This window comes from Stenotrophomonas sp. PI_27 (assembly GCF_027854495.1).
Taxonomy (GTDB): domain Bacteria; phylum Pseudomonadota; class Gammaproteobacteria; order Xanthomonadales; family Xanthomonadaceae; genus Stenotrophomonas; species Stenotrophomonas pavanii.
The window spans coordinates 292,660-316,898 of sequence record NZ_JAJNOF010000002.1 but is presented as its reverse complement, the minus strand read 5'-3'; the positions used below and the strand labels follow the sequence as shown (position 1 = coordinate 316,898).

The 24,239-nt window shown below is 68.2% G+C and carries 20 protein-coding genes; 15 read left to right on the top strand and 5 right to left on the bottom strand.

Translation table 11 applies throughout. The features are described 5' to 3' along the window. Positions 1–91 precede the first annotated feature (91 nt). The 9 genes from LRM18_RS03700 to LRM18_RS03660 all read left to right on the top strand — a co-directional run bounded on the left by LRM18_RS03700 (position 92) and on the right by LRM18_RS03660 (position 10,479). Positions 92–595, top strand: a complete 504-nt coding sequence (locus LRM18_RS03700; protein WP_103282241.1) for an RNA polymerase sigma factor — start codon at positions 92–94, stop codon at positions 593–595. Between the two features lie 82 nt (positions 596–677). Next, a complete protein-coding gene (locus LRM18_RS03695; RefSeq protein ID WP_270951222.1) occupies positions 678–1,634 on the top strand; it encodes a FecR domain-containing protein in 957 nt (318 codons plus the stop codon). A 182-nt stretch (positions 1,635–1,816) separates the two neighbouring features. Further along, entirely contained in the window at positions 1,817–4,939 is a 3,123-nt protein-coding gene (locus LRM18_RS03690) for a TonB-dependent receptor (RefSeq protein WP_270951220.1), read from the top strand. Positions 4,940–4,991: 52 nt separating this feature from the next. Further along, positions 4,992–5,756 carry a Slam-dependent surface lipoprotein gene (locus LRM18_RS03685; RefSeq protein ID WP_270951218.1) on the top strand — a complete coding sequence of 255 codons (765 nt, stop codon included), beginning with the start codon at positions 4,992–4,994 and terminating at the stop codon, positions 5,754–5,756. A gap of 87 nt (positions 5,757–5,843) precedes the next feature. Beyond that, positions 5,844–7,298: a porin family protein gene (locus tag LRM18_RS03680; protein ID WP_270951216.1), complete on the top strand. Its 1,455-nt coding sequence runs from the start codon at positions 5,844–5,846 to the stop codon at positions 7,296–7,298. Between the two features lie 136 nt (positions 7,299–7,434). Beyond that, on the top strand, positions 7,435–7,839 hold the full coding sequence (locus tag LRM18_RS03675; RefSeq protein WP_049467048.1) for a response regulator: 405 nt from the start codon (positions 7,435–7,437) through the stop codon (positions 7,837–7,839). A gap of 9 nt (positions 7,840–7,848) precedes the next feature. Continuing rightward, positions 7,849–9,435: a PAS domain-containing protein gene (locus LRM18_RS03670; RefSeq protein ID WP_270951214.1), complete on the top strand. Its 1,587-nt coding sequence runs from the start codon at positions 7,849–7,851 to the stop codon at positions 9,433–9,435. Positions 9,436–9,504: 69 nt separating this feature from the next. Continuing rightward, the gene (locus tag LRM18_RS03665; RefSeq protein WP_049467051.1) at positions 9,505–9,846 is read left to right on the top strand and encodes a type II toxin-antitoxin system prevent-host-death family antitoxin; all 342 of its coding nucleotides are present in this window, start codon (positions 9,505–9,507) and stop codon (positions 9,844–9,846) included. Between the two features lie 3 nt (positions 9,847–9,849). Continuing rightward, the gene (locus LRM18_RS03660; RefSeq protein WP_270951211.1) at positions 9,850–10,479 is read left to right on the top strand and encodes a hypothetical protein; all 630 of its coding nucleotides are present in this window, start codon (positions 9,850–9,852) and stop codon (positions 10,477–10,479) included. 95 nt (positions 10,480–10,574) lie between these two features. Here the strand turns inward: LRM18_RS03660 and proP are convergent, their stop codons facing one another. Continuing rightward, positions 10,575–12,062: a glycine betaine/L-proline transporter ProP gene (gene proP / locus LRM18_RS03655; RefSeq protein ID WP_049467055.1), complete on the bottom strand. Its 1,488-nt coding sequence runs from the start codon at positions 12,060–12,062 to the stop codon at positions 10,575–10,577. Positions 12,063–12,323: 261 nt separating this feature from the next. Continuing rightward, the gene (locus LRM18_RS03650; protein ID WP_259344776.1) at positions 12,324–12,452 is read right to left on the bottom strand and encodes a hypothetical protein; all 129 of its coding nucleotides are present in this window, start codon (positions 12,450–12,452) and stop codon (positions 12,324–12,326) included. A 180-nt stretch (positions 12,453–12,632) separates the two neighbouring features. Here LRM18_RS03650 and LRM18_RS03645 point away from each other — a divergent pair, with 180 nt between their 5' ends. Together LRM18_RS03645 and LRM18_RS03640 are read left to right on the top strand one after the other, a co-directional pair. Next, entirely contained in the window at positions 12,633–13,049 is a 417-nt protein-coding gene (locus LRM18_RS03645) for a host attachment family protein (RefSeq protein ID WP_014037377.1), read from the top strand. A gap of 5 nt (positions 13,050–13,054) precedes the next feature. Then, positions 13,055–13,378 (top strand): thioredoxin family protein, encoded by a 324-nt coding sequence (locus LRM18_RS03640; protein ID WP_049407275.1) that lies wholly within the window; start codon positions 13,055–13,057, stop codon positions 13,376–13,378. 59 nt (positions 13,379–13,437) lie between these two features. Here the strand turns inward: LRM18_RS03640 and LRM18_RS03635 are convergent, their stop codons facing one another. Further along, positions 13,438–13,680, bottom strand: a complete 243-nt coding sequence (locus LRM18_RS03635; RefSeq protein ID WP_074725249.1) for a hypothetical protein — start codon at positions 13,678–13,680, stop codon at positions 13,438–13,440. A 461-nt stretch (positions 13,681–14,141) separates the two neighbouring features. Between LRM18_RS03635 and LRM18_RS03630 the strand changes: the two genes are divergently transcribed. Then, the gene (locus LRM18_RS03630) at positions 14,142–16,493 is read left to right on the top strand and encodes a GH92 family glycosyl hydrolase (protein ID WP_270951197.1); all 2,352 of its coding nucleotides are present in this window, start codon (positions 14,142–14,144) and stop codon (positions 16,491–16,493) included. 75 nt (positions 16,494–16,568) lie between these two features. Here the strand turns inward: LRM18_RS03630 and LRM18_RS03625 are convergent, their stop codons facing one another. Further along, a complete protein-coding gene (locus tag LRM18_RS03625) occupies positions 16,569–17,948 on the bottom strand; it encodes a sensor histidine kinase (protein ID WP_270951195.1) in 1,380 nt (459 codons plus the stop codon). Then, positions 17,941–18,615, bottom strand: a complete 675-nt coding sequence (locus LRM18_RS03620) for a response regulator (RefSeq protein WP_032962610.1) — start codon at positions 18,613–18,615, stop codon at positions 17,941–17,943. The genes LRM18_RS03625 and LRM18_RS03620 overlap by 8 nt, the downstream gene beginning before the upstream one ends. 62 nt (positions 18,616–18,677) lie before the next feature. Here LRM18_RS03620 and LRM18_RS03615 point away from each other — a divergent pair, with 62 nt between their 5' ends. From LRM18_RS03615 to LRM18_RS03605, 3 genes are read left to right on the top strand one after another with little or no spacing between them, the layout of a single operon-like run. Beyond that, positions 18,678–19,925: a TolC family protein gene (locus LRM18_RS03615; RefSeq protein WP_270951189.1), complete on the top strand. Its 1,248-nt coding sequence runs from the start codon at positions 18,678–18,680 to the stop codon at positions 19,923–19,925. Further along, on the top strand, positions 19,922–21,094 hold the full coding sequence (locus LRM18_RS03610) for an efflux RND transporter periplasmic adaptor subunit (RefSeq protein WP_074725244.1): 1,173 nt from the start codon (positions 19,922–19,924) through the stop codon (positions 21,092–21,094). The genes LRM18_RS03615 and LRM18_RS03610 overlap by 4 nt, the downstream gene beginning before the upstream one ends. Beyond that, positions 21,091–24,168, top strand: a complete 3,078-nt coding sequence (locus tag LRM18_RS03605) for a CusA/CzcA family heavy metal efflux RND transporter (RefSeq protein ID WP_270951186.1) — start codon at positions 21,091–21,093, stop codon at positions 24,166–24,168. The genes LRM18_RS03610 and LRM18_RS03605 overlap by 4 nt, the downstream gene beginning before the upstream one ends. Positions 24,169–24,239: the final 71 nt, after the last annotated feature.

The window sequence follows — 24,239 nt, the reverse complement described above, 5'->3', positions numbered from 1 at the left end:
CGCGGCTTGCCGCCTGCGGCCGCGCAGCCCACAATCCACGTCCGGACCGCCGCCATCACGCCCATCATTCCCCGGTCCGGCCTTGGCACCTATGTCTCCCAATGCCCTGGCGCTGGTCGAGCTGCTGATCCGCGAGCGCCGTGCGTTGTCCCGCTTCATCGCGCGCTACCTCGACCCGGCCAGCACCGAGGACACCCTGCAGAACCTGTACCTGAAGGCCAGCAGCGTGCCCGGCGATCCGCCCATCCTGGAGCCGCGCGGCTATCTGTACCGGATGGCCTACCACCACGCGCTCAACCGCAGCCAGGCCGACGCCCGCGAGCGCCGTGCCATGGCCGAGTACGCTGTCGACATGGCCGAGGCCCGTGGTGATGGCGAGGCGCAGGCGCTGGACCAGGCGCAGCTGCGCGAGATCACCCAGACCATCCTGGCCCTGCCGGCCCAGGTGCGCGAGTGCTTCGTGCTCAACCGCTACCTGGGCCTGAGCGAGCGCGAAATCGCGGCGCGCCTGGGAATCTCCAAGAGCTTGGTCGGCAAGCATGTGCTGCGCGCAGCGCTGCTGATCCAGCAACAGCAGCGGGGAATGGGCCGATGAGCGGCGATTGCCGTGGGCAGATCGTGCCCGCCGTTGTCACAACAGGAAAGCGCACCCGTTCGCGGTGCGGCAGGCCACAACCATGACCACGTCCGAACCCTCGCCGCGGCAGGCCAGGCAGGCGTTGCGCTGGGTGATACGGTGCAGTGCAGGCCCGCTGCCGGAACGCCAGCAACGCAGCCTGCAGCGCTGGCTGCAGGCTGACCCCCGCCACGCACTGGCGTGGCGCCAGCAACAGGCCTTCTGGCTGCGGCTGGACGCTGCCGGGCCCGAAGTGCTGGCCGCGCTGCCCGAACTGACCGCCGATCGCCAAGGGCTGCGTCCGATCGCACCGCGCCGCCGGCTGCCGTGGCGGCTGGCCAGCGCAGCGGTGGTGGTGCTGATGGTCGCGGCCGCGCCCCACGCATTGCTGCTCGCGCGCAGCGACCTGCGCAGCAGCACTGCGCCGCGCGTGGTGCAGCTGGACGACGGCAGCACGGCGGTGCTCGATGCCGGCACCGCGCTGGCACTCGCGTTCGATGGCCCGCAGCGGCGCGTGCGCCTGCTGCGCGGGCAGGCCTGGTTCCAGGTGGCGCATGAGCAGCGACCGTTCCAGGTCGAGGCTGGCGGTGGCCGGATCCGCGATATCGGTACGGCGTTCAGCGTGTCGATGCGGGACGCCACGATCACCACCGAAGTCAGCGAGGGCATGGTCGATGTGCGCCCGGGCGATGGCAGCGTGCAGCGCCTGCGCGCCGGGCAGGCACGGGCGTTCCGTGACGGGCGCTGGCTGCAGCCGCTGCAGCAGGCCGCGCCGGAGGCGATGGCGCCGTGGCGTCGCGGTGAGGTGGTCATCGACGATCTGCCCGCTGCGCAGGCCATCACCGACCTCGGCCGCTACCGCCGTGCACCGGTCTGGGTGCTGGGCGGCCAGAGCGCCCGCCTGCGGGTCAGTGGCCTGTTCCATCTGCAGCAGCCGGACACGGCCATCGACGCCGTGGCCGCGCAGGCGGGACTGCGCGTGCAGCGCTTGCCCGGCGGTGCGTTGCTGGTGTGGTGAAGCACTCGCGGAGCACGCATGAACCGGTCGCATGAAAAAAACATGAAAAAACCGTGGGCAGTCGCCTTACCCCGCTGTCTATAGAGGTATAGCCAGAGCGAAACAGCGTTTCTCCTCAAGCCAGACGCACCACCGGCACCGGATGTGCCCGTGGTCCCGCCCCGCTTGAGGAGTTCCTGTTCATGCCGTCCACGGCATCTGCCTGTCATCGCCGCGCCACTGTCCTGGCCTTGGCCATCTCCACCGCACTGCTGCCGATGGCCTGGGTGCCGAGCGCGCAGGCGCAAGCGGCGGTGGCCGCACCGCTGCGCAGCTACGCCATCCCGGAACAACCGCTGGCCGATGCCGTGCGCAGCTTTGGCCGCCAGGCCGATGTGCAGGTGGTGTTCCGTAGTGACCTGGTGCAAGGGCGTCGTTCCAGCGCGGTGAACGGCGAGTACAGCCAGATGCAGGCCCTGCAGCAGCTGCTGCGCGGCAGCGGCGTGCGCGCCCTGCGTGGCATGGATGGCACCTGGAGCCTGCGCGCCGCAGCGGAGGCGGGGGAAGGGGAAGGGGAAGGGGTGCGGGTGACCGACACACTGGACGTGGCCGGTCGCCTGCAGTCGGAAGGGGGTGAGGCCCGCGATCGGCGCGGCTACGACGATGTGTTCGCGCTGGACATGACCACGGCGTATTCGGGGCGCGACCGGGTGGAGCGCTACCGCGGCGCCAATCCGGCCGACGTGGTCAAGGATCTGGTCGGTGTGTTCAGCGGCGATGCGCGCAACAGCGGCGCGCTGGACATCAACATCCGCGGCATCCAGGGGCCGGGGCGGGTGCCGGTCAGCATCGACGGTGGCGAACAGGCGCTCACGGTCTGGCGCGGCTACAACGGCGTCAGCAACCGCAACTACATCGATCCCAACCTGATCGGTGGCATCCAGGTCATCAAGGGGCCAGGGCTGGTGCGCGATGTGCACAGCGGGATCGGCGGCGCGCTGGTGATCAAGACCATCGACGTCGATGACATCGTGGAAGCCGGTGAGCGCTTCGGCGGGGAGCTGAAGATCGAAGGCAGCAGCAATGCGCTGGCGCCACGCCTGCCGCGGCTGCATACCGGCGAGGACTACCGCACGGTGCCCGGGTTCCCGCAGGGCTCGCCCTCGGCGCCGTATGCCGACAGCACGCTGCTGGTGCCGGTGAAGTCGCGCGGTTCTGAAACCAATGTGTTCGCCGGGGAAGACCAGGCCTGGCGGCTGGCGCTGGGCCTGCGCGGCGAGCATGTCGACGTGATGGCGGCCTATGCCTGGCGCAAGCGCGGCAATTACTTCTCCGGCACCCGCGGCGCGGCCTACTACGACCAGGACCCGCGCGAGCAGTTCGAGTACAAGGGCCTGGACTACATCACCACGCTGGCGCGCTATTTCAAGCCCGGCGACGAGGTGCCCAACACCTCCAGCGAGCAGGAATCGTGGTTGCTGAAGGCGACCTGGCAGATCAGCGACGACCAGCAGCTGCGCGCGACCTGGCGGCGCACGCTCTCCCACTACGGCGAGATCATGCCCTCGCGCATCCTGTCCGCGCCCGACTACGGCCGCATCCAGTGGCCGCTGAGCCGCGTCGATGCCGATGCCTGGAACCTGGAATACCACTGGCAGCCCGCCGGCAGCCGCTGGCTGGACCTGCGTGCCAACCTGTGGCGCACCGAAACCACCAGCGATACCTACACCGCCGGCGGCTTCCCCAATTTTGCCAGCAACCCCGACTGGAACCCCGGCAGCAGCCCGATCCTGCGCAATACCGCGCTGGCCAATGCCCGCAACGACCGCGCCGGCCTGACCCTGAGCAACCGCTTCGCGCTGCATTCCACCCTGGACCTGACCGTGGGCGGCAACTGGCAGTTCGAGAAACTGCGCTCGGCGGACCCGTACTTCGGGGTCAGCGATGGCTGGCGCATGTACCCGCGCGCCGGGCGCCGCCAGGAAGGCGAGGGCTATCTGGTGCTGGACTGGCGGCCGGTGGATTTCCTCTCCCTGAGCGCCGGGGTGCGCTACGCGCGCTATTGGGCCTTCGATGATTTCCTGCAGGAACACCCGGAGCTGATGACCACCTCGGTGTTCCCCAAGGAGGCCCGCTACCGGGTCAACGAACTGCCTGAGCGCCCGGCCAGCCTGCAGGGCGAGATCGACGCCATCGAGTCGCAGCGCGCGTTCTGGGACAGCATCGGCATGGGCTTCATCGTCGATGATCTGCTCAAGGGCCTGCTGAGCAGGTACGAGACGCCGGTGGCGGTGGAGCACAGCATTCCCTGGCTGCCGGATGCGGACGGCAACTACCGCCGTGCCAGCAACCCCTGCCTGAATGGCGAGGTGGCGGCCATTCCCGGGCTGTTGCCGGTGCAGGGCGCGCAGATCCTGTGCAGCATCCAGAGCGGGCGGCCGCAGACGGTGTCCGGGCGCAATGAGCGCAGGCGCGACCATGCCTGGCTGCCGACCTTCTCGGCCACCGCGCATTTCTCGCCCAATGCGCGCGCCTATGTGCGTTACAGCGAGGCGGTGCGTTTCCCCAGCATGTTCGAGAGCACCATTGCGTTCTCCAGCAGCCTGAACCCGCTGTACCCGCTCAAGCCCGAACACGCCTACAACTACGAAGTGGGCTACGTGCACAACCTGTCGGCGCTGTTCGGCAACACCGCCGATGCCGACGTGAAGCTGGCCTACTACGTGCACAAGACCCGCGACGTGATCGAGCGCGACGGCAACTTCCTGTTCGACAACCTGGACAAGCAGCGCATCCGCGGCGTGGAGCTGCAGGCGCGCTTCGACAACCGCCGCGTCTTCACCGACCTGGGCATCAGCCGCACGCTGGAAAACAAGGTGTGCGACGAAAGCATGGCGGTGCAGCTCGATGCACTGGCCGGCAAGGTGCCCGACTGCGTGCAGGACGGCTTCGTCAGTGGCTACCTGCTGACCCAAGCCATTCCCCGGTTGTCGGTGAACGGGTCGCTGGGCACCCGGCTGTTCGATGAGCGCCTGGAACTGGGCAGCCGCATCGTGCATTACCAGCGCCACCAGAACCCGGACCTGCAGGCCTATCGCGACCGCCTGTATGGCGGCAGTGGTGGCCTGATCTGGCAGAACGTGCCGTTCACCTGGGGAAACATCACCACCGTCGACGCCTACGCGCGCTGGCGCATCAACGACCATGCCAGCGTCGAGCTGGTCGGGACCAATCTCGGCAACCGCTACTACGTCGACCCGGCCACGCGCTCCACGCTGCCGGCGCCGGGGCGCACGCTGAAGCTCGGTGTCACTGCGCGCTTCTGATCACCTGTTCTGTTGTTGTACCCGTTGTTCCCTCAACCCAAGGAGTAGTTCCATGAAGATGATCTCCCGTTCCGTACTGGCCATGGCCGCCACCTTCGCCCTGGCCGGTGCCGCCCAGGCGGCCGACATCGTCGGTGCGGCCAGCCCGGCCACCGATTCGCAGCTGTACGTCAAGGTCGGTGCCTCCGAAGTCAACGGCGGACCGCACAGCGCAGGCAAGGCCGGCATCGGCGTCGGCACCGTCTCCAACGCCAAGCCGGTCGATTTCCAGGGCCTGTCCGCGTACTCGGCGCCCACCACCGTGGGCAACGTGACCGTGCGTACGCTGGCCATGCCGATCACCGGCACGCCCGGCAACCATGCCGGCATGGGCCACTTCAACTTCGTCAAGGTGGGCAGCGGCGATGTGTGGTTCGGTGAATGGTCCAAGGATGGCGCCGCGGGTGGCTTCAACAACCGCCAGGTGTACTTCGCCGGCGACCGCGCAGGCACCACGTTGCCCAGCGGCACCGCCACCTACGCGGTCGCCGGCCTGAACAAGTTCAACGGCAGCAACCTGCTCAGCGGCACCTTCGCCGCGAACTTCGGCACTGGCAAGCTGACCGGCGGTCTGGCCGGTGGTGGCCAGACCCTGGCGATCAGCGCCAACATCAACAGCGCCGATGCGTCCTTCGCCGGCACCGCCGTCGCCAACGGTTCGGTCACCGGCAACAGCCAGGGCCAGTTCTTCGGCGCCAACGCCGCCACCCTGGCCGGTATCGCCACGTTCGCCGGCAACAGCCAGTACGACACCGCCTTCGGCGGCAGCAAGAACTGATTGCCACGCCCCTGACGGGGCAGGGCAGGGACAAGCCGCGATCCGCCAGTCCCTGCTTCGGCCCGCTGCATGCACCACGGATCGACCATGCGCCACCCCCTGCTTCCCGTGTTTCTACTGCTGGCCGCCGCCGACGTGCGCGCCCAGCAGGACGACCTCCGCCGCGTGCTCGAACAGGGCAGCGAACTGCGCCACCAGCAGCAGGACCAGCAGCGCCTGCAGCAGGCCGAATCGCAATGGCCGACGCTCACCCTCGATGGCCAGACCGTGCGGGTGGAGCGCACCGTCGATGATCTCGGGCAGGCGCTGTACCTGTCGCTGCAGCACCAGCAGTGGCAGGCCGCCGCGGCATTCCTGGCCGAGTACATCGAGCTTCCCGGGCACGATCCGCTGCTGCGCCACTATGCGCAGGGTGCGTTGGCGCGCGTGGCCGGTGACCATTCGCGCGCCGCACAGGCGTACGAAGCACTGCTGGCAGCGCAGCCGGACTTCCTGCCCGCCCGCCTTGAACTGGCGCGTGTCTATGCCGAAGACCAGCGCGACCGCGAGGCGGTGGCATTGTTCGGTGCAATCAAGGCCGGTATCGACAGCAACGATCCGGCCACCGCGGGTGTGCGCGCACGCGTGGACAGCTATCTGGACGCGTTGCAGGCACGCAGGCGCTGGAAGGGGTCGGTCGCCGCCGGGCCTGCATGGAGCGACAACATCAACCGCAGTTCGGCCAGCCGCACGTGCCTGTTCGGTGTCGGCGACACCTGCCTGATCGAACGCACGCTGCCCGAAGCGCAGCGCGCCACCGGCCTGGACTACGACGCCAACCTGGAACGGCGCTGGGCGCTGGCCGGCCATCATGGGCTGTACGTGCGCGGGCTGGCGCTCGGCCAGGCCTGGCGTGGCTACAGCGCATACAACGAGCTCAACGCCAGCGTGCAGGCCGGCTACAGCTGGCGCAGTGCACGGCACACCCTGCAGCTGGCGCCGAGCTATGACTACCAGGCGCTGGGCAACCATGCCCTGCAGGCCGGCAGTGGCGTGCACGGCGAATGGCAGTACGCGCTGGACGCGCGCAGCCTGCTCAAGCTGGAGGCCGACTGGAAACGCCAGCGCTACCGGCGGCCGGGCCTGGCCGACAACTACGATGGCGAACTGGCGGCGCTGTATGCCACCGGGTTCCGCGCGCTCAACCCGCGCTGGACCCTGTTCGCGGGCGTGGACCTGACCGACAGCAGCGCTGCCGACCCGGCCAACGGCTACCGCCAGCGCGGCGTGCGGCTGGGCGCGGCCCGTCAGTGGCGGGGTACCACGGCCACGGTGTTCATCTCCCTGCGCCACCGCGATTACGCGGCCTGGAGCCCATTGCTGGAGGCGCGCCGGCAGGACGAAGAACAGACCCTGATCGCCATCGTGCGCAGCGAGCGGCTGGCGGTGGCCGGGCTGGTCCCCAGCCTCAGCCTGCGCTATGCCCGCATCGACAGCAACGTCGGCTGGCTGTACAGCCACGACCGCAGCCTGCTCAGCCTGAAATGGGAGCGCGCGTTCTGAAGACGCCGTCGCAGGGCGGGAGTGGCTAGGTCGTGGCCGCGATCTTCATCGATCATCACGCGCCCTTGTAGCCCGATTCGCGCATCCTGCAGGCGTTGCGGCAGAGGTACGCCGCGTGTATCGAGGAGCGCGGGTCGTGCTGGAAGCGGGCAACAAGCCAGAGGGCCTGAAAGGGCTGCGAGTGCTGGTGGCGGAAGATGAATTCGCCATCGCGATGTTCCTGGTGGACTATCTGGAACTGAAAGGAGCGCAGGTGGTGGGACCGGCCGGTGACCTGCAGGCGCTGGGGCGTCTGGTCGATGAGCACCCCATCGATGTCGCCCTGCTGGACATCAACCTGGGGGGTGAACTGGTCTACCCCTTGGCCGATCGCCTGGCGGAAGCCGGCACGCCGTTCATGTTGACCTCCGGCTACGATGACAACCTGCCCAGCCGCTTCGCTGGCGCGCCCCGCTGTACCAAGCCCTATCACATCGAGGCGCTGGTGCAGCAGCTGGCACGGCTGGTGGCACGCCCGCAGGCGGCTGCGGGCATCGCCTGATTGCGCGGCATGTCACGCCGCATCGAGGGTCTCCAGGCCGTTGAGCGCCCGGCGGGCATGCCGCCGTCGCTGCAGGCGCATGCGCGCCATGACGGCATGGCCGCCCGAATTGCCCGCCACGACTGGTCAGGCACGCCGCTGGGGGCGATCGAGCAATGGCCGCCGCACCTGCGCGCCACCGTCGACCTGATGCTGGCCCACGGCTTCCCGATGATCGTGCTGTGGGGCGAGCAGCTGGTGCAGCTCTACAACGATGGCTATGCCGAGATCCTCGCCGACAAGCATCCGGGCGGGCTTGGCCAGCCCACGCGCGAGTGCTGGCCTGAGGTCTGGCACATCAACGGCCCGATCTACCAGCGGGTGTGGCAGGGCGAGACCATCACCTATGAGGACAAGCTCTATCCGCTGGCGCGGCGGGGTCGGCTGGAGGATGTCTGGTTCACCATCACCTACAGCCCCATCCGCGGTGAGGAAGGGCGCATCAACGGCGTGCTGGTGACCATGTTCGAGACAACGGCGGCGCATGTCGCGCAGGCCGCCCGTGAACGCGAGGAGCAGAAGCGCCGGGAGAGCGACCGCCGCCTGGCGCTGGCGTTCAAGGTGCTGCCGGTGGGGGTCTGCATTGTCGACGCCGAAGGCCGCCTGCAACTGTCCAACGACCGGATGCGGACCTATCTGCCCACCGGCAAGGTGCCGTCCACCGATCGCCCCAACCACTACCGGTGGCAGGGATGGCACCCCGACGGCTCGCGCATCGAGCCCCATGATTTCGCCATCGCCCGCGCCCTGCGGGGGGAAACGGTGGTCCCTGGCCTGGAGTTCCAGTTCATCCATGACGACGGGCGCGCCCGCTGGACACGCGTCGCCGCTGCGCCGCTGCGCGATGCAGACTGCGAGGTGACCGGGGTGTTCGCCATTGCGGTGGATATCGACGACCTCAAGCGCGCCACCGAGCGCCAGGCGGTGCTGCTGGCGGAGCTGCAGCACCGGGTCCGCAACATCATGTCCACCATCCATGCCCTTGCCTGGCGGACGCGCAGCACCGTGGCCAGCGTGGACGAGTACGCCGAGCGGCTGTGTGGGCGGTTGATGTCGCTGGCGCGCACCCAGAGCCTGCTGACCCGCGGCGGCAATGCCGGGGTCTGCCTGCGCGGGATGATCGAAGAGGAAGTGTCGGCGCAGATGCCGGGCACGGGCCTGTGCGAGCTGCACGGTGAAGACGTGCTGCTGCCACCGAAAGCGGCCGAGGTGCTGTCGTTGGCGATCCATGAGCTGGCGAGCAACGCGCTGCGCTATGGCGCGGCCGCGCGCGAGGCGGGGCGGATCGAGGTGTCCTGGCATCTGCAGGTGCAGGACGCCGAACCGTGGCTGGGCCTGCACTGGTGCGAGCGCCATGCCGACGTGGAGGGCTGGGAAATGCCACGCCAGCGCGGCCTGGGCCGGGCGCTGATCGAGCAGCGCGTGCCGTACGAGCTGGCCGGCAGCGGCGAACTGCGCTTTGGCCCGCAGGGGCTCGATGCCTGGATCCGCTTCCCGCTGCGCGAGCGTGACAGCCTGCTGCAGACCGATGCCCCGGAGGCGGGATCATCGGGCTGAAAGGGGATTTATCCCCAATTTGGCCAAATTGGGTATAGTGGGGGCGTCCACCCCGCCTGGAGCGATGCCATGACCCTGCCACTGGATCTGCCTGGCCTTGAGAAGGCCCCGGCCTCGTCGGTGAAGACCCGGGGCTGGCCGAGCCTGATGCGCACCGTGCGCGAGAAGCAGGCGCTGGTCATCACCAACCACAATCACCCAGAAGCGGTGATCGTGGACATCCGCACCTACCAGGAACTGCTGGCCAAGGCCGCCGGCGGTGATGCCGGCGAGCGCAACGAAGAACTGCAGCGCCTGCGCAGCGAGTTCGACCAGACCCTGGCCGGCCTGCAGCAGGGGGCGGGGCTGGCCAAGGTGCTGGGACAGCCGATCCGGCGCGGCGGCAAGGTCACCCTCGGCCGGCCGCTCTGATCGATGGGACGCATCCTGGCGCTGGCCGGCGTCAATGGCGCCGGTAAAAGTTCGTTGCTGGGTACCTGGCTGAACGCCGAAGGGCTGGGCTGGTTCAACCCGGATTCCTTCACCCGCCGCCTCGTCGATGCCGGCTGGCCGCTGCCGGAGGCGAACGCCGAGGCCTGGCAGGAAGGCACCCGCCGCCTGCGCCAGGCCATGGCCGATGGCACCGACTTCGCCTTCGAGACCACGCTGGGGGGCAACACTATCCCGCGCCTGCTGCGCGAGGCGTGCGACCACCACCAGGTAGCCATCTGGTTCTGTGGCCTGGCCAACGTCGAGCTGCATATCGCCCGCGTTGCCGCGCGGGTCGCCGCCGGTGGCCATGACATTCCCGTGGAGAAGATCCACGCGCGCTTCGATTCGGCGCGCGCGAACCTGCTGGAGCTGCTGCCGCACCTGGCCGAGCTGCATGTCTACGACAACAGCGCGCCGGCCGATGCCGACGGCTGCGTGGTGCCGCTGCCGGTACTGGCCATGGCCGCGGGCGAACTGCAGTACCCGATTGCGGTAGCCGACCTGCTGCACACGCCCGGCTGGGCCAAGCCCATCGTGATGCGTGCGATGGCGTTGAACACCCGGGGTGATTGATGTCGCACGTGGCGTCGCGCCGGGCCCATGCCCGGCGGATCCCCGAAAGGCAGCCGGGCGCGGGCTCGGCTGTACAGCGCAGGTCCCGCCGAGCCTCAGGCCGGCTTCACCTGCTCGGCCTCTGAAGCCTCCGGCAGCGGCGGCAAGGTCGGGTCCACCGTCACCGGCACATCGCTCTTCAACAGCGCAGCCGCTTCGCGTTCGCTGCCGACCGCCGGCGGTGAACCGCGTAGCGGCAGGCCGGCGGTTTCCTTCACGAACAGCATCGTCACCAGCCCGATCACCGCCGCGCCCATCAGGTAATAGGCCGGCACCAGCGGGTCGCCGGTGCGTTCCACCAGCCACGCGGTCACCAGCGGCGTGGTGCCACCGAACAGCGACACCGACACGTTGAAGGCGATCGACAGCGCGCTGTAGCGCACCGGGGTGTAGAACAGCGCCGGCAGCGTGGACGGCATCGAGCTGGTGAAGCACACCAGCGCCAGCCCCAGCAGCATCAGGCCGAGGAAGATCAGCCCGTCGCTGCCGCTGCCGACCAGCAGCAGGCACGGAATGGCCAGCACCAGCAGCGCGATGCACGCACCGATGATCATCGGGCGCCGGCCCAGCCGGTCACTGAACAACCCGCCGACGATGTTCAGCGGCATCATCACCAGCATCACGATGATGATCAGCAGCAGGCCCTTGCTCTCGGCATAGCCCATGGTGACGCTGAGGTAGCTGGGCATGTAGGTCAGCAGCATGTAGTCGGTGACGTTGAACACCAGCACCAGGCCCATGCACACCAGCAGTTGGCGGCCATGCACCTGGAACAGCGCACCCAGCCCCGGCCGCTCGTGCTCACGCTTCTCGGCTTCCTCGGCGAAGGCGCGGAACGCCGGTGTTTCCTCCAGCTTCATGCGCATGTACAGGCCGAGCAGGCCCAGCGGGCCGGCCACCAGGAACGGAATGCGCCAGCCCCAGTCCAGCATCTGCCCGCTGCTCAGCAGCATGTGCAGCGCGGTGACGGTACCGGCGCCAGCGATGTAGCCGCCCAGCGTGCCGAACTCCAACCAGCTGCCCATCAGGCCGCGGTTGCGGTCGGTGGAATACTCGGCGATGAAAGTGGCCGCGCCGCCGTACTCGCCGCCGGTGGAGAAGCCCTGCACCACGCGCGCCAGCAGCAACAGAACCGGCGCCCAGATGCCGATGCGCTCGTAGGCGGGAATCAGGCCGATCGAAAAGGTGCCCAGCGCCATCAGGATCATGGTGAACGCCAGCACTTTCTGGCGGCCGTAGCGATCACCCAGCGGGCCGAACACCAGGCCGCCCAGCGGCCGCACCAGGAACGCCACGGTGAAGGTGGCGAACGCGGCGATCACCTGCGCGGTGGGATTGCTGGACGGGAAGAACACCTGGCCGATGGTGACGGCCAGATAGCCGTAGACACCGAAGTCGAACCACTCCATGGCATTGCCGAGTGCGGCCGCGCCGACGGCGCGCTTGAGCATGGGCTTGTCTACGACGGTGATCTCATCGACCTTCAGGTGGCGGCGGCGCTTGAACCAGCCGAAATGGGCATGTGCATCGGGGGTGTCCTGCATGGGGGCTCCCTTGTGGGCAGAAGAGGGGAAATGAGCGGTGAGGTAGGTCCCGGAAATCGGAAACGGCGATGCAGGCGCAGGTGGCGCAGGGGCATCGGTGAGTGGTGTGGGGGGCCGGGGAATGTGTGCTGGCACGACGCCACGCGCACGGCAACGCACCGCCGCAACGGCGGAAACGCAGCAACGGGATCACAGCGGTCGCGCCGTCAGCGGCCGGAGGTCACAGCAGCGTGGGGCGTGCAGGCCGAGGGCCTGCGGGCGTCATCCGCCAGGATCCAGCGCGAGGCGGTGGAACGGCAGGGCGGGAGCAATCGTGGCAAGCGAAGCGCCGGTCGGCAGTGCTTCCCACGTAACAGGTGCGCCCGTCACGTAGTGGGTCGTGTCGATCATCCGTTCATCATAACGGCATCGGCGTGAGCGTGCGGCGAAGCAGACTGATCTGCACGCTGTGTTCCATGGCGCCTGTTCATCCGCGCAGCGTGCAATGACATGCGTTGAACGAACTCTGGCCGCAGCGCTCACGCCACGCTGTCTACGGTAGCGCTGAACGCAATCGAGAAGGAGCATCGCATGACCCGTCGCATTCCCGAAGGCACGCTGATCATCGTCGCCGATGGTGGTTCGGCCCGCGTGTTCACCAACGTCGGCAGCGAACATCAGCTGGCGTTGAAGCAGGAAGGTGAGCTGCGCCTGCAGGACATCAGCGAGCAGGGCGTCTCTGGTCAGGGCCCGGCCGGCGCGGTGCCGAAGGACATGTCCATTTCGCAGCTCAACGAGGCGACGTTCGCCAAGCAGGTGGCCGAGCAGTTGAACGAAGATGCGCTCAACAACCGCTATGCACACCTGGTGCTGGTGGCAGACCCGACCACGCTGGGCCGCATCCGCCCGCTGCTGCACAAGGAGGTCCAGGCCCGCCTGCTGGGCGATATTGCCAAGGACCTGACCAATGCTCCGTTGGCGGATATCCAGAAAGCGTTGGCGGCGTAACCGGCATGCCGTTCATGCGTGACTATCCGGCGGCCGAGCCCGCCGGCGCGGACGTGGAAGCTCAGGCGGGCTGGCAGCTGCTGGAGTTTGGTGCACCCTGGTGTGGCCATTGCCAGGCCGCCCAGCCCGCACTCCAGGCGTTTGTGGATGCCCACGATCTGGTGCACTGGAAGATCGAGGATGGCAAGGGAAAGCCGCTGGGGCGTGCGTTCAAGGTAAAACTGTGGCCCACCGTGGTGCTGCTGCATGACGGCCAGGAAGTGGCGCGCGTGGTGAGGCCGGTCGACAGCGCCGACCTCGCCACCTTGCAGGGCGCATTGCCCGATTGAAGGCAGCAATCGCTGCGTGCGGTGCGCACGGCGCCGAGCAGGCTCGGCTGCAGGGCGGCCTAGTGATAGGTCACCTTTTCCGCTTCCGCACGCAGCTTCTGCAGCAACGACCGGCCATGCTGGCTCAGCATGACCATCGCATTGGCGATCTCTTTGGCGTTGTAGCCCATCGGCGCGGGCGGCTTCGGCTCGGGGCCGTACTGCTCGCCGATGAGGATGGCCATGCCTTCGGCGCTGTTGAGGGCGTGTTCGATGCGCTGGAACAGCGACTCCATGGCCGGGCTGAGCAGACGTTGGGTCATGCGGAAACTCCTTGGGTGCGAGGGCCACCGCAAGGGTGGCGGGCGATGCGAGGTTGGAACTTCGGCTGAGCTACGAGAAAAGCCGGAGGGCCATGCGGCCGCCGCACACCGCCCGCCGTAGTTACGGCAAGCAGATCTCGTAGCTCAAAACGGGGTTCCAATCCCGGCAGCGGTATGTACGCTGCGGCGCCATCCTGGGCAGATCGAGGCGCTGCGTACCAATTGATGGTTCGTCTCGCTTTCTCCCGCTCCGAAGGCGCGGTCTTTCAGAAGTGCATGTGTGGACATCCATTGCCGTATTGGCACCGATCGGGAAGCGGGAGACCGGAAGGCTATGAGGCGGCTCGTCGTCCGGCCATGCAATTACGTGCAAATCATCGTGCCGGTTCCGGCGGCCGCACTGCAGCATGCGACAGGGCCGGGCCGGTGCTAGGATCGGACCACCACCTGAATCGATCCAAATGCCGATGCCCATGCTGGACCGTCGCCTCCTGATCGCTGTCGCCGCCACGGCGATGTTCGCTTCCGGCTTGGCCAGTGCGGCCCCAGCCAGAACCGTCGCCGACAAGGCATACGCCTCGGTCGACCCGTTCATCGGCACCGGCGGAGAAGGCCATACCTACCCGGGGGCGACGGTGCCGTTCGGCATGGTCCAGCTCAGCCCGGACACGCGCATCCAGCCGCGCGAAAAGGCCTATGGGTGGGCAGCGGGCTATCGCTATGACGACAGCAGCATCGTCGGTTTCTCGCACACGCATTTTTCCGGCACCGGTCATTCGGACCTGGGCGACATCCTGCTGATGCCGTTCACCGGCAACCCCGGGCTGGAGCGGGGTGATCCGGAGAAGCCGCGCAGCGGTTACGCCTCACGGTTCCGCCACGCTGACGAGAAGGCCGAGCCGGGCTACTACGCGGTCACCCTGGACGACTACAAGGTGCGTGCCGAGCTGACCACCAGTACCCGCGTGGGCGTGCATCGCTATGCCTTCCCCAAGGGCACCGACGCCAAGGTGCTGCTGGACATGCGTACCAGCATGTACGACTACCCGGGCAAGGTGCTGTGGTCGCGGGTGCGGGTGCGCGCCGATGGCACCGTGACCGGCTTCCGCGAAACCCGTGGCTGGGCCCCTGGCCGCCAGCTGTATTTCGCCATGCGCTTCTCGCGCCCGCTGGCCGGGCATGAGCTGCACAACACCGAGCAGGACATCGTCTACAAGGGCTTCCCGCCGCCGGGCGAGAAGGACCCGGCCCAGCGCGCCCAGATCGAAGGCCGGCAGCTGGTCGGCACCTTCAACTTCGGCAAGCTGGACGCACCGCTGGTGGTGAAGGTAGCCATCTCGCCGGTCAGTGAGGCCGGTGCCATCGCCAACCTCGACGCGGAAGTGGCCGACTTCGATTTCGATCGTGTGCGTGCGCAGGCGAAGCAGGACTGGACGCAGGCGTTGTCGGTACTCGATATCGATGCCCCCGAGCATGCGCGGCGCAGTGCCTATACCGCGCTGTACCACACGATGCTGGGGCCGACGCTGTTCATGGACGCCGATGGCCAGTACCGCGGTTCGGACAACGCGGTGCACAAGGCCAACGGCTTCACGCACTATTCGACGTTCTCGCTGTGGGACACCTACCGCGCGCTGCACCCGCTGCTGACGCTGGTGCAGCCGGAGAAGCGCAACAGCGACTTCGTCAATTCGATGCTGGCGCACCATGAGCACAGTCCCTACGGCATGCTCCCGGTGTGGTCGTTCCATGGCCTGGAAGACTGGTGCATGATCGGCTACCACGCCGTGCCGGTGATCGCCGATGCCTACGTGAAGGGCATTCGTGGTTTCGACGCCGACAAGGCGCTGAAGGCGATGGTCGAGACCGCCAATTACGGCCCGTACGACGGCATCGCGCAGTACCGTGAGCTGGGCTATGTGCCGATCGACGAGGAAGGCGAAGCGGCCAGCAAGACGCTGGAGTACGCCTTTGATGACTGGACCATCGCACGCATGGCGCAGGCGATGGGCAAGGCCGATATCGCGGCGACTTTCGACAAGCGTGCCGGGAACTGGCGCAACGCGTTCGACAAGGACACCGGCTTCATGCGCGCGCGCAAGCGCGATGGCAGCTTCCGTACGCCGTTCGACCCCAGCGCCAGCGGCTACGGCACCGACTACACCGAGGGCAACGCCTGGCAGTACTCGTGGTACGTGCCGCAGGACGTCGCCGGGCTGGCGGCGGCGCACGGGGGCAGCGACACGCTGCTCGCGCGCCTGGACGAGGTGTTCAACGCCAAGGTGGATCCATCGATCTTCGAGCACATGGAAGACATCACTGGCCTGATCGGCTGGTATGCGCATGGCAACGAGCCCAGCCACCACGTGGCCTACCTGTATTCGTACGCGGGTCAGCCGTGGCGCACCCAGGCGCGGTTGAAGCAGATCATGGACACCCAGTATGCCGACCGTCCCGATGGGCTGGCCGGCAACGATGACGTCGGCCAGATGTCGGCGTGGTACGTGTTCACCGCGCTGGGCTTCTACCCGGTGGCGCCGGGCTCGGGCGAGTACATCCTGGGCCGTCCGTTCCTGCCCAGGACCGCGATGCGTCTGCCGAACGGCAAGACGTTCACCATCGTGGCCGAGGGCCTGGATGACAAGCACACGTACGTTGGCAGCGTGAGCCTCAACGGCAAGCCGCTGCAGCGCACCTTCCTGCGCCATGACGAAATCCTGGCGGGCGGCGAACTGCGCTTCCGCATGCAGGCCGAGCCGAACAAGGACTGGCCGGGACAGGGCGCGCAGGCGCCGTATTCCATGAGCCGATGATGCGGAGCGGCGCCGCATTGCCGCCGTCATTGCCCCGCACCTGGTAGGTGCCAACCTTGGTTGGCACGCAGGACGTCAACGCGAACGGAACCGCACCCCCACCCGCGCGCCACCGAGCGGCGCCGTTTCGATCTTCAGCATCGCACCATGCCGCTGCGCGATCTCGGCCACGATCGCCAGCCCCAGCCCGCAGCCGTCGCCCTCGCTGCTGGCCCGGTAGAAGCGTTCCGTGACGCGCGCGCGCTCGTCTTCGGCGATACCGGTGCCGTCATCGTCCACCCATACCTGCACGCCGCCCGCGTCCTGCCGAACGCCGAGGGTAGTCACACCGGGCGCCGCGCCGTAGCGCAGCGCGTTGTCCAGCAGGTTGCCCAGCGCCTCGCGCAGCAGCTGCGGATCACCTTGCACCTGCACACCGTCGTCGGGTCCGTCGTAACCCAGGTCCACGTCGGCCGCCAACGCACGGTCGGCGTAGCGCTCGACCACGCCCCGCGCCAGCGCGGCCAGGTCCAGCGGCTGCAGCGGCAGTACGCTGCCATGGGGATCTTCCGAACGGCTGAGCATCAGCAGTTGGTTGACCAGGTGCTGCAGCCGCGCCAACCCGGCCAGCGTGCCGGACAGCGCCAGCTGCTGGGCCTGCGGATCCTGTTGCCGCAATGAACTCTCCAGCTCCACCTGCATCGCCGCCAGCGGCGTGCGCAGCTGGTGCGCGGCGTTGCTGACGAAGCGCCGTTGCGCGGCCTGCATGGCGTCCAGTCGCTGCAGCAGGGCGTTGTAGGCCTCCACCGCCGGCCACAGTTCGCGCGGCGCCTCCTGCGCCGGCTCCAGCGGTGCCAGCGGGTCGGGGCGTGGGCTGGCCAACCGCCGCGCCACCTGGTTGGCGTGGCGTGCAGCCGCGCCGGTACCGGACCAGGCCAGCCACGCAGCCAGCGCCAGGATCGCGGCCTGGAACGGAATGCTGGTCAGCAGCAGCTTGCGCTCCAGGCGATGGCGCTTGCGCAGCGTCTCGGCCACGCGCAGGCGGATATCGTGGCCCGGCCCGGCGCTGACCACGACTTCGACCATGCGCACCGGCTGCCCACGCAGGCGCGCGTCGTAGTAGACGGCATCGTCGCTGCCGGCAGCGATCGCGGGGCGGGGCAGCGCTTCGGGCAGGTCGCCATACAGGCGCCCGCCCGCGGCGTCGACCACTTCGCCATGCACTTCGTCAGCGGTATCCCAGGTGAACATGCGCGACACCGCAGGCGTGATCTCGATCGAGGCACGCCCATCCTGCACCTTCACCAGCTCGGACAACGACATCGCCGAGTCCAGCAGCCAGCGGTCATAGACCTGGCCGGCGTAGAAGCGGGCCAGCGCGAATGAACCGACCGCGCTGCACAGCAGCAGCACCAGCAAGGGCAGCCACAGGCGACGCAGCAGCAGGCCCCGCAGGCTGTGCACGCGCTCAGTCACCCCCGGCCTCCAGCCGATACCCCAGGCCACGCAACATGCGGATGCCGACGCCGGCGCGTGCCTGCTCCAGCTTGCGGCGCAGGCGGCTGACATGCACTTCGATCACCGACAGGTTGGCCTCGTGGTCCCAGCTGTACAGCGCGTCGAACAGGCGCTGCTTGGTGACGGTGCGGCCGGGATGCTGCATCAGTGCCTCGACCAGCGACAGCTCGCGCGCGGTCAGTTCGATGCGCTGGCCTTCCACCTGCACTTCATTGCGGATGCTGTCGAAGCACAACCGGCCCAGCCGCTTCTGTGCCGGTGCGTCGCTGCGGCGGCGTGACAGCGCACGCAGGCGCGCCTCCAGCTCACCGAGTGCAAATGGCTTGGCCAGGTAATCGTCGCCACCCCGGTCGAGGCCGAGGATGCGGTCCTCAACACCGTCGCGCGCGGTCAGGATCAGCACCGGCAGGGTGACGCCGTCGTTGCGCAGGCGCGAGAGCAGGTCGAGGCCGTCGACATCGGGCAATGAAAGGTCGAGCACCATCACGTCATACGGCGCGCTGGCCAGTGCAGCCGGCGCGTGCAGGCCGCGCGAAAGGTGGTCGCACAGATGGCCGGCGCCCTGCAGGGCGCGGATCAGTCCATCGGCCAGAGCGGCGTCGTCTTCGATCAGCAGGATTCGCATTGCAAGCTTCGTGCAAGGTTGGGGCAAGTTTGGCGCAAGTGCGTCACCTTACCGTGACGCGCATGAATTTCTCCCCTCGTCTTGCGGCCGCGCTGGCCGCTCTGCTGTGCGCACCCGTGGCTTCAGCGTTGTCGCTGGCGGAAGCGCAGCGCGCCATGGAGGCGTACAACCCGGACCTGCGCGCGATGGCATTGGAACTGCGCGGGGTGCAGGGCGATGCGCAGACCGCCGCGTTGCGGCCAGCGGCCGAGCTGTCGATCGGCAGCAGCAAGATCAGCCCGAAGCACGGCATCGGCCCGGGGCGCTGGCGGGACAAGCGGATGGACAGCACGCTGGGCCTGGGTTTCACCTGGGAACGCGGCGGCAAGCGTGCGCTGCGCATCCGCCAGGCTGACGCGTTGCTGCAGGTGGCCGGGCTGGAGATGCTCGACACGCGACGCCGCCAGCAGGTGGCGCTGCATGAAGCCTATTTCGGACTGAAGGGCGCACAGGAGCGGGTGCGGATCGCCGAGGCCAACCGGCAGAGCTCGACCGAGCAGCTGGCCGCCGCTGACAAGCAGGTCGCCACTGGGGCGATGGCACCGGTGGATCGTGCGCGACTGGCGGTGGACGACCTCGCCGTGGCCGATGCGGCGCGCGAGGCCGCGCTGGACCTGCGCGATGCGCGGCATGCATTGGCCCTGCTGCTTGGCCGTGACGACAGCCATGACCTCAGCGCCGATGATCCATGGCCAGATCCAGGCAACATCGCCGATACACGCGCGTTCGACCCGCAGCGGCGCGCCGACCTGCGCGCGGCGCGTTCACGCCTGGTCGCCGCCGACGCCGGTGTGGCCCTGGCGCGCAGCGAGCGCCACCGCGACATCCAGCTGGGAGTGGAGGCCGAGCGCGAGCCGACCGACATCAGCGGTGTCACCTGGGGCGTATCGCTGACGATTCCGCTCGGCGGCCCGTCACGTGCACGCGGCGCGATCCAGCGCGCCGAAGCCGAGCGTGACAGTGCGGCGCTGGAACTGCAGGTACTGCAGCGCGAAGCGCGCGCTGAACTGGACCAGCTGCAGGCCAGCGCGCGGTCGGCCGCGCAGCGTCGCAGCGACTACGAAGGGCTGCAGTCCGATGCCGCACGCAAGGCGGTGCAGGGCATCGAACTGGCCTACCGCCGTGGCGCCGCCAGCCTGACCGATCTGCTTGACGCGCGCCGCAGCTGGCGCGAGTTCGAAGCCGCGTTGATCGAGGCGCGTGCCGACCATGCCATTGCCCTGGCGCGCTGGGAAGCGGCCACATCCGTTGCAGAAGGAGAGTCTCGATGAAGTTCACCGTCGCTTGCCGCCCGCAGGCGCGACATGCCGTGCTGCCCGCCTTGCTGGCGCTGGCCCTGCTGGGCGGCTGCGGCCGCGAACCGGCGTCGTACACCGAGGACGCGCCACAGGTCAGCGCCGGCCAGATCCAGTTTCCCGCCAGCAGCCGCCAGCTGGATGTACTGCGCAGCGAGGCGGTGACCGCGGTCGCCAGCGCCAACCTGCAGCTGCCGGGCCGCGTGGTCTGGGACGAGACCCGCTCCAGTGCGCTGCGCACCCCGCTGGCAGGGCAGGTCGCGCGCATCGAGGCACAACCTGGGCAGAAGGTGAAGGCAGGCCAGGTGATCGCCTGGATCACCTCGCCCGAATTCGGCCAGGCCCAGGCTGATGGTGTGCGTGGTCGCGCGCAGCTGCAGCAGGCCCGCAGGGAACTGGACCGCACCCGCGAGCTGCACGCAGCGGGTGTGGCGTCCGGCCGAGAACTGGACGAAGCCGAGGCCAACTTCGCCGCCAGCCAGGCCGATCACGCGCGCGCGACCGCCTTCGCCAAGGCGTATGGCAATGGCCAGCACGTGGACCAGCGCCTGCCGCTGCGCACGCCGATCGATGGCGTGCTGGTGGAGCGGCGGATGAGCCCGGGCATGGCGGTCAGCCCCGACAGCGAGCAGCCGCTGGCGGTGATCGGCGATCCGGACCGCCTGTGGCTGCTGCTGGATGTTCCCGAGCGCCTGGCCGGACGCCTGAAGGCGGGCATGCAGGTGAGTGTGCCCGGCGCCGATGGCCAACCGTTGCAGGCGACCCTGCAGCACGTGGATGACTTCGTCGACAGCGAGCGCCGCGTGGTGCAGGCGCGCGCCGAGCTGGACAACCGTGCACGCGGTTTCAAGGCGGGCCAGTACGTGCGTGCGCAGGTGGCAGTGCCGGCCGAGGGCGGTGTCTCGCTGCCCGATGCTGCGGTGCTGCTGATCGACGGCAAGCAGGTGGTGTTCGTGGAGGAGGCCAAGGGCCGCTTCGCGCGCCACGCCGTGCATGCCGAGGAACTGGGCGATGGCCGCCTGTGGGTGCGCGAGGGCCTGGCCCAGGGCGCCAGGGTGGTGGTTGAAGGCGGGCTGCTGCTGCAGCAGCTGGTGGACAGCGCGCCGGCCGCTGCCAGCACCGGCACGGGGCACGCTGCGCCATGATCGACCGCCTGATTGCATACTGCCTGCGCCAGCCATTGATGGTGATGCTGGCACTGCTGCTGTTCATCGGCGCGGGTATCGCCGCGTTCCGCGTGCTGCCGGTGGAAGCCTTTCCGGATGTGTCCGACACCCAGGTGACGGTGGTATCACTGCACCCGGGCCGTGCCGCCGAAGAGGTGGAGCGCGAGGTGACGATGCCGCTGGAAGTGGCGCTGTCCGGCATCCCGCATTCGGTGCGGGTGTTCTCGCATACGCAGTTCGGCCTGTCGATGATCATCCTGACCTTCGACGACAAGGCCGATGACTACTTCGCGCGCCAGCAGGTGCTGGAGCGCCTGCAGGGGGTGGAGCTGCCGGAAGGGGTGACGCCGGAACTGGAGGCGATGAGTTCGGCGGTGGGTGAGATCTACCGGTACGTGCTGAAGGGCCCGCACATGACGCCGACCCAGCTGCGCACCGTGCAGGAATGGACGATGGAGCGCAGCCTGCGCACCGTGCCGGGCGTGGCCGATGTGATCAGCTTCGGCGGCTTCGCGCGGACCTTCCAGGTCAAGCCGGACCTGGACAAGCTGCGTGACCGCGGCATCAGCCTGGGTGAATTCGCCGAGGCGCTGGAGAAGGGCAGCTCGAACGCCGGCGGCGGCTACGTGGAACGCGGCCAGCAGCAGTTCCTGATCCGCGGCGTGGGCCTGATGCGTTCGCCGGCCGACATCGGCAACGTGGTGGTGGCGCAGCGCGGGGGCACGCCGATCCTGGTGCGTGACCTGGCCAGCGTCGCCGACACCGGCCTGCCCCGGCAGGGTCTGGTCGGCCAGGACGGCAATGACGATGCGGTGTTCGGCATGGTGCTGATGCGCAAGGGCGAGAATCCCTCCGACGTGCTCGACGCCCTGCATGCGCGCATCGCCGAGATCGAGGCGAACCAGCTGCCGGCCGGGGTCAGCATCGAGCCGTTCTATGACCGCTCGTGGCTGGTCTCGACCACGCTGAAAACCGTCTTCAGCAACCTGCTGGAAGGCGCGGTGCTGGTGTTCCTGGTGCTGTGGCTGTTCCTGTACAACGCCCGTGCCGCGCTGATCGTGGCGGCGATGATGCCGCTGGCGCTGCTGTCGACCTTCCTCGGCCTGCATCTGTGGGGCGTGCCGGCCAACCTGCTGTCGTTGGGTGCGATGGACTTCGGCATCATCATCGACGGCGCGGTGATCGTGACCGAGCACATCGTCTCGCGATTGTCGAAGCTGCCACCCACGGCCGACCGGAAGACACGGTTCTCGACCATTCTTTCGGCAGCGTCGGAAGTGGGCCGGCCGACGTTTTTCTCGATGCTGATCATCATCGCCGCGCATATCCCGATCTTCACCCTGCAGCGCCAGGAAGGCCGCATGTTCGCGCCGATGGCGTACTCGGTGACCTCGGCATTGATCGGTGCGTTGATCCTGGCGCTGACCGTGGTGCCGCTGTTCTGCTACTGGTGGCTGCGGCGCGACCGCATGCGCGACGGCAATCCGCTGATGGACCGCCTGACCGGCTGGTACCGGCCGGTCCTGGAGCGCGCACTGACCCGCCCGCGTGCAGTGGTCCTGACCGCGGTTGCGCTGCTGGTCGGCACGCTGGCACTGGGCACGCGGCTGGGTTCGGAGTTCCTGCCCGAGCTGGACGAAGGGTCGATCTGGCTGACCGCCACGCTCGACCCGAGCACCAGCCTGGCCGAGGCGCAGCAGCAGTCGCGGCGCATCCGTGAGCTGGTCTGCACCTTTCCGCAGGTATCGACGGTGGTGGCCAAGCTGGGACGCCCGGAAGACGGTTCCGATGCCAAGGGCGCCAACCAGATCGAGGCGCTGGTGGCGTTGAAACCAGAGAAGGAGTGGCCGAAAGGCGTGGACAAGCGGCAGCTGGTCAGTGATCTGCAGCGTACGCTGGAGCAGCGCATTCCGGGCCCTGAGTTCTCGATCTCGCAGCCGGTGCGCGACAACATCCTGGAGAGCATCTCGCAGATCAAGGGCCAGGTGGTGATCAAGGTCAGCGGTTCCGACCTGGACGTGCTGAACCAGCAGGCGCAGGCGATCCTCGGCCAGGTGCGTAGCGTAGAGGGCGTGGAGAGCGCCTTCATTGACCGCGACGGCTCATTGCCGCAACTGCAGATCGAGATCGATCGCGACCGCGCCGCGCGCTACGGCCTGAACGTGCGCGACATCGACGAGGTGATCGAGACCGCACTGGGCGGGCGCCAGGTCGGCGAACTGTGGGAAGGTGACCGCAGGTTCCCGATCACGCTGCGCCTGGACGACGCCGACCGCGACCTGCAGCGCTTGCGCACCGTGCCGGTCGGCATCGGCGATGGCCACACGGTGACGCTGTCCGACGTGGCCGACTTCCGCATGGCCAGCGGCGCGATCAACATCTCGCGCGAGAACGCGCAGCGGGTGAAGGCGGTGAGCATCTTCATCGCCGGGCGTGACATGGGCAGCGTGGTGGCTGACATGCGCAAGCGCGTGGAGGCCAGCGTACAGTTGCCGGAGGGCTACCAGTTGGAGTGGTCCGGCGAGTTCGAGAACCAGCAGCGGGCGATGAAGCGGCTGGGCTGGGTGATTCCGCTGTCGGTGCTGATCATCTTCGTGCTGCTGTTCGATGCCTTCAAGGACATCAGTAGCGCCGCGCTGATCCTGGCCAACGTGCCACTGGCGATGATCGGCGGCATCCTGGCCCTGTGGCTGACCGGCATTCCGCTGTCAGTGTCGGCGGCAATCGGCTTCATTGCGTTGTTCGGGCAAGCAGTGCTGAACGGCGTGGTGATGCTCAGTCGCTTCGCCCAGCTGCGCGAGCAGGGCATGGACCTGCTGCAGTCAGTGGTACAAGGCTCGCTGCAGCGCCTGCGCACGGTGCTGATGACCGCGCTGCTGGCGATGTTCGGCCTGCTGCCGATGGCGACCTCGCACGCGATCGGTGCCGAAACCCAGAAGCCGCTGGCGGTGGTGGTGATCGGTGGCCTGCTGTCGGCGATGCTGCTGACCCTGCTGGTGCTGCCCACGTTGTACTACTGGGTGCATCGCCGCCGCGAGGCACGTATCGCCTGACCCTGCTGTAGAGCCGAGCCCACGCTCGGCTCTACAGGGGCTTCGCGTCCTGCGTGGATTCGATCAACCGC